Below are 5,625 nucleotides of genomic sequence, written 5' to 3'. Positions count from 1 at the left end.
CGCGGCGGCCCCCGCCGTGCTGGTCACCGGTGCGGCCGCCGACGCGGAGCTGACCGGCTGCCGGGTGGAGGCCCGCTCGGCGGTCGGCGTCGAGGTCGCCGCCGGGGCGGCGGCCACCCTGCGCGGCTGCACCGTCGCCAACCCGGCGGGCCTGGGTGTACGGCTGCGCGGCGAGGCCCGCGCCCGGCTGGAGGACTGCGAGCTCATCGAGGCGGGCCAGGCCGGGCTGGCGGTGCTCGGCGGCTCCACCGCCCAGCTGGAGCGGACCAGGATCCACCACGCCTCCGGCGCCGCCCTGCTGCTCGCCGACCGCGGCTCGACGGCCGACCTGACCGGCTGCGAGCTGTACGAGGTGCGCGGCAGCGGGGTGCAGGCGGAGTCCGGCGCGGTCGGCCGGCTGACCGACTGCACGGTCCACCGGGTCACCGGGAACGGCCTGACCCTGGACACCGACGCCGAACTCCGGCTCACCGGCTGCCGGTTGCACGACCTGCCGGAGAACGCCGCCGACCTGCGCGGCCGCTCACGGCTCGGCCTGCACCGCTGCACCGTGCACTCCTTCGGCCGCGGCGCGCTGTCGGTCTGGGACTCCGGCACCCACGCGCAGGCCAGCGGTACCGAGATCCACTCGGCCACCGGCGACTACCCCGCGCTGTGGGTGAGCGACGGCGCCCGGGTCGAGCTGTCGGACTGCACCCTGCGGGACCTGCCCGACGCGCTGTTCGTGCTGGACCGGGGTTCCACGGCGAGCGCCGAGAACTGCTCGTTCAGCTCGATCCGCAGCTCCGCGGTGTCGGTCAGCGGCGGCGCCACCGTGGAACTGACGGCCTGCCGGATCCAGCGGGCCGGCACCGGCCTGTGGTTCCGCGACCACAGCAGCGGCGGCCGGCTGACGGACTGCGAGATCGCCGACGTCTCGACCGGCGTGATCGTCACCAAGGGCGCCGATCCGGTGCTGCGCGGCTGCACCGTGCGCGGCAGCAGCGACGCCGGGGTGTACGTCTCCGCGCAGGGCCTCGGCAGTTTCGAGGAGTGCCGGGTCTCGCACGGCAAGGGCTTCGGCTTCCACATCATCGACGGCTGCCGCACCCGGCTGACCCGGTGCCGGGCGGAGCACAACGGCCGGGCGGGCTTCGAGTTCTCGGAGCCGGGGCCGGTCGCCGAGGCGTGCGTCTCCGACGACGTGGCCCCCCCGCCGCCGCTGGAGCTGCTGCCCCCGCCCCGGGCCCTGGCGCCGCCACCGTCGCTCACCGCTGCGCCCGCGGGGCCCGCCGCCGGGGCGCCGGTGCGGCTGCCGGCCATCGCGGCGGCCGCCGGGCCCACCGTCCCGGCGCCCGCGCTGATCTCACCGATCCCGGACTGCCGGCCGGCCGAGGAGGCGCTGGCGGAGCTGGACGCGCTGGTGGGGCTGGCCACCGTGAAGCAGGAGGTCCGCACCCTGGTCGACCTGATCTCGGTCGGCCGCCGCCGGGAGCGCGCCGGGCTGAAGGCGCCCTCGCCGCGCCGGCACCTGGTCTTCACCGGCGCCCCGGGCACCGGCAAGACCACGGTGGCCCGGCTGTACGGCGAGATCCTGGCCTCGCTCGGGGTGCTGCGGCGCGGCCACCTGGTCGAGGTGGCCCGGGTGGACCTGGTGGGCGAGCACATCGGGTCGACGGCGATCCGCACCCAGGCCGCGTTCGAACAGGCCAGGGGCGGGGTGCTGTTCATCGACGAGGCGTACGCGCTGGCACCGCCGGACGGCGGCCGGGACTTCGGCCGGGAGGCGATCGACACCCTGGTGAAGCTGATGGAGGACCACCGGGACGAGGCGGTGGTGATCGTCGCCGGGTACACGGCCGAGATGGAGCGGTTCCTGGCCGCCAACCCCGGCCTGTCCTCGCGGTTCTCCCGCACCGTGACCTTCCCCGACTACAGCGCCGCGGAGTTGCTGGAGATCGCCCGCGCGCAGTGCGCCGAGCACGAGTACGAGATGGCGGAGGCCACCGCGGGCGCGCTGCTGGACCACTTCGCCGGGATCGACCGCGGGCCGGGGTTCGGCAACGGCCGCACCGCCCGGCAGGTCTTCGAGACCATGGTGGAGCGCCACGCGATGCGGGTCGCGCAGCTGGCCGACCCGTCGACCGAGGAGTTGCAACTGCTGGTCCCCGCCGATCTTCCGGGCTGATCCCGGGGGCGTGTCGGCGTGGGAGGATGAGGGCGCAACGATGCGGAGGGGTGACCACGTGGCCGACAGCAGCAACCTGCTCGCCGAGCAGCGCCGGGCGATGATCCTGGACGAGGTGCGCCGGCGCGGCGGCGTCCGGGTCAACGAGCTGACCAGGCAGCTGAACGTCTCCGACATGACGATCCGCCGTGACCTGGACGCGCTGGCGCGGGCCGGGGTGATCGAGAAGGTGCACGGCGGCGCGGTGCCGACCGAGGCGGCCCGGACCCACGAGCCCGGGTTCGAGGCCAAGTCCGCGCTGGAGCTGTCCGCCAAGGAGGAGATCGCCCGGGCGGCGGCCCGGCTGGTGCTGCCGGGCAGCGCGATCGCCCTCTCCGGCGGCACCACCACCTACGCGCTGGCCCACCACCTCACCGAGATCGAGCAGTTGACGGTGGTGACCAACTCGGTGCGGGTGGCCGACGTGTTCGACCGGGCGCAGCACCAGCAGGGCCGCCAGCTGGCGACGGTGGTGCTGACCGGCGGGGTGCGGACGCCGTCGGACGCCCTGGTGGGTCCGGTGGCGGACCGGGCGATCCGCTCGCTCCACTTCGACCTGCTGTTCCTGGGGACGCACGGTCTGTCCGCCCAGGCCGGGCTGTCGACGCCGAACCTGGCGGAGGCGGAGACCAACCGGACCTTCGTCGCCTCGGCCCGCCGGACGGTGCTGGTCGCGGACCACACCAAGTGGGGCACGATCGGACTGTCCAGCTTCGCCGAACTGGCCGAGGTGGACACCTGGGTGGCGGACGCGGGGCTGCCGGCGGACGCGGTGGAGGCGGCCAGGGAGCAGGTCCGGGAGCTGATCCTGGCCGGCCTGGAGCCGGCCGAGGACGAGGACGAGCAGGGGTCCTGAGCCTCGGGTGTTCCCGAGCCTCAGGGGTGCCGGGGCCGGCCGGGCTCGCCGGCCGCGCCGAGCGCCAGCCGGTAGTACTTCAACTCCTCGTCCTCGTCGACCAGTTCCATCCCGACGGCCAGCATGACGCGCTGCGAGGGCAGGTTGTCGTGGGTGGTGTCGCCGAGCAGCGCGGTGACGCCGTGGCTCCGGGCGAGGCCGAGCAGGGCGTGGACGGCCTCACGGGCGTAGCCGCGGCCGCGGGCGGACTCGGCGAGGCCGTAGCCGATCGCGACGGCGCCGTCCTCGTCGGGGGCGCCGTGGAAGCCGATGCCGCCGATCGCCCGGCCGTCGGCGCGCAGCCGGATCTCGTAGCCGCCGAAGGGGTGCGGGTCGCCGACGGCGGCGCAGGCCCGGAGGAACATCCGGGCGCCGGTCCGCTCGCCCTCGGCGGGGTAGTCCGGCGCCCAGTTGGTGCCGGGACCGGGCCGGCCGGCGGCGACCAGCTCGGCCTCCTCGGCGGTCAGTGGGTGGATGGCCAGCCGTTCGGTCAGGAGATCGTTCATAACAGGGATGGTTACCACACCGTCGGATCGGCTGTCAGCCGGTCCGGCACCCACCCCTTCGCGCCGTCAGGCCAGTTGGTCCGTGCCGCCGTTCAGGAACCGTTCCATCAGCTCCAGGTAGGGGTCGATCTCGATGCCCTGCTCCGCCAGCCACGCGTCCGAGTAGTACTTGTCGAGGTAGCGGTCGCCCGGGTCGCAGATCAGCGTGACGACGCTGCCGGTCCGGCCGGCCGCCCGCATCTCGGCGACGATCCGCAGCGCGCTCCACAGTCCGGTACCGGTGGAGGCGCCGGCCTTCTTGTCGATCGCCTTCTCCAGCATCCGCATCGCGGCGATCGACGCGGCGTCCGGCACCTTCATCATCCGGTCGACGGCGCCCGGCACGAAGCTGGGCTCCATCCGCGGCCGTCCGATCCCCTCGATCCGGGAGCCGGTCGCGCAGGTGGCGTCGGGGTCGTACTTGGTCCAGCCGTCGAAGAAGCAGGAGCTCTCCGGGTCGGCGACGCAGATCCGGGTGTCGAACTGCTGGTAGTGCACGTAGCGGGCGATGGTGGCGGAGGTGCCGCCGGTGCCCGCGGTGGCGACGATCCAGGCGGGTTCGGGATGGGGCTCCAGCCGGAGCTGGGCGAAGATCGACTCGGCGATGTTGTTGTTGCCGCGCCAGTCGGTGGCCCGTTCCGCGTAGGTGAACTGGTCCATGTAGTGCCCGCCGGTCTCCTCGGCCAGCCGGGCGGAGACCTCGTAGACCTCGGCGGGGCGGTCGACCAGGTGACAGCGGCCGCCGTGGAACTCGATCAGTTCGATCTTGGCGCGGCTGGTGCTGCGGGCCATCACCGCGACGAACGGGACACCGATCAGCTTGGCGAAGTACGCCTCGGAGACGGCCGTCGAGCCGCTGGAGGCCTCGATCACCGGCTTGCCGGGCCGGATCCAGCCGTTGCACAGCCCGTACAGGAAGAGCGAGCGGGCCAGCCGGTGCTTGAGGCTGCCCGTGGGGTGGGTGGACTCGTCCTTGAGGTAGAGGTCGATCCCCCACTCCTCGGGCAGCGGGAAGCGCAGCAGGTGGGTGTCGGCCGAGCGGTTGGCGTCGGCCTGGACCTTGCGCACCGCCTCCTTCAGCCACGCCCGGTAGTCGCTGTCGGACCGGTCCACGTCCGTGGTCTGGACAACCATCGCGCGCTCTCCCTCACCTCTGCCGCCCCATGCGTCACTCCCACGTAGTGTAACCATCAGCTACGATAAGTAACATTAAGGAGGGGTCCAGCTTCCGCTTATCCCGGGCCCGGGCCCGGGCCCGCTCACTCCGCCGCGACCGCGCGCAGCACGTCCAGCCGCGCCGCCCTGGCCGCCGGCCGCAGACCCGCGGCCGCCCCCGCGACCAGCCCGGCCAGCAGCACCACCGTCAGCTGCGCCGGCGGGACGGCGAACGCCCCGGTGCCGGCCGCGTCCGAGGCCCGGACCAGCGCCCAGCCGAGGAGGACCCCGAGGCCCAGCCCGCCGACCGTCCCGAACGCCGCCACCAGCACCGACTCCCAGCGCACCATCGCCCGCAGCCCGCCCCTGGTCTGGCCGACGGCGCGCAGCAGCCCGAGTTCCCTGGTCCGCTCGTGCACCGCCAGGCCCAGGGTGTTGGCGATGCCCAGCAGCGCGATCAGCACCGCCAGCGCGAGCAGCGCGTAGACCACCGAGAGCATGGTGTCGACCCCGGCGGCGTTGCTCGCCGCGTACTCGTCCCTGGTCTGCACCCGCGGACCGCCGTACCCGTCCGCCGTGTGCTGCACGGCGGCGCGGCCGTCGGCGAGGGCGACGCCGGGGCGCAGCGCGACGGCGACCAGGCCCGCGCTGTCCTGGACCCGATGCGGGGCCCAGGCCTGCGGGGTCATCAGGTAGTCGCCGGCCACCCCGCCGCCGTCGAACAGCGCCCGGACGGTGAAGCGTTCGGTGGCGTCCGCGAAGGTCACGCCCACGGTGGAGCCGACCTGCCAGCCGTGGCCGGCCGCCTCCGTCCGGGAGACCGC

At 74.3% G+C, this 5,625-nt stretch carries 5 protein-coding genes; 2 read left to right on the top strand and 3 right to left on the bottom strand.

Annotated elements, in window-relative coordinates; all coding sequences use genetic code 11:
• Together AA75_RS20330 and AA75_RS20325 are read left to right on the top strand one after the other, a co-directional pair.
• On the top strand, window positions 1-2,167 hold a 2,167-nt coding region (locus AA75_RS20330; protein WP_033821561.1), incomplete at its 5' end, for a right-handed parallel beta-helix repeat-containing protein.
• Window positions 2,168-2,225: 58 nt separating this feature from the next.
• Entirely contained in the window at window positions 2,226-3,062 is an 837-nt protein-coding gene (locus AA75_RS20325; RefSeq protein WP_033821560.1) for a DeoR/GlpR family DNA-binding transcription regulator, read from the top strand.
• A gap of 20 nt (window positions 3,063-3,082) precedes the next feature.
• Here AA75_RS20325 and AA75_RS20320 read toward each other — a convergent pair whose 3' ends face one another.
• The 3 genes from AA75_RS20320 to AA75_RS20310 form a co-directional block, all read right to left on the bottom strand.
• Complete coding sequence (locus AA75_RS20320) at window positions 3,083-3,607, bottom strand: GNAT family N-acetyltransferase (RefSeq protein WP_033821559.1); 525 nt, start codon at window positions 3,605-3,607, stop codon at window positions 3,083-3,085.
• 66 nt (window positions 3,608-3,673) lie between these two features.
• Entirely contained in the window at window positions 3,674-4,780 is a 1,107-nt protein-coding gene (locus AA75_RS20315; protein ID WP_033821558.1) for a PLP-dependent cysteine synthase family protein, read from the bottom strand.
• Between the two features lie 125 nt (window positions 4,781-4,905).
• On the bottom strand, window positions 4,906-5,625 hold a 720-nt coding region (locus AA75_RS20310), incomplete at its 5' end, for an ABC transporter permease (protein ID WP_033821557.1).

The sequence above is a fragment of the Kitasatospora sp. MBT63 genome, from assembly GCF_000710465.2.
In the GTDB taxonomy this organism is placed as follows: Bacteria; Actinomycetota; Actinomycetes; order Streptomycetales; family Streptomycetaceae; genus Kitasatospora.
Note: the sequence above shows the minus strand (reverse complement) of the source record. Positions and strands in the feature narration are given on the sequence as shown.

What these genes read in the sequence shown, in the direction of transcription:
- AA75_RS20320 (WP_033821559.1), bottom strand. Translation starts at nt 3,607, where the DNA reads ATGAACGATCTCCTGACCGAACGGCTGGCCATCCACCCACTGACCGCC.
- AA75_RS20315 (WP_033821558.1), bottom strand. Translation starts at nt 4,780, where the DNA reads ATGGTTGTCCAGACCACGGACGTGGACCGGTCCGACAGCGACTACCGG.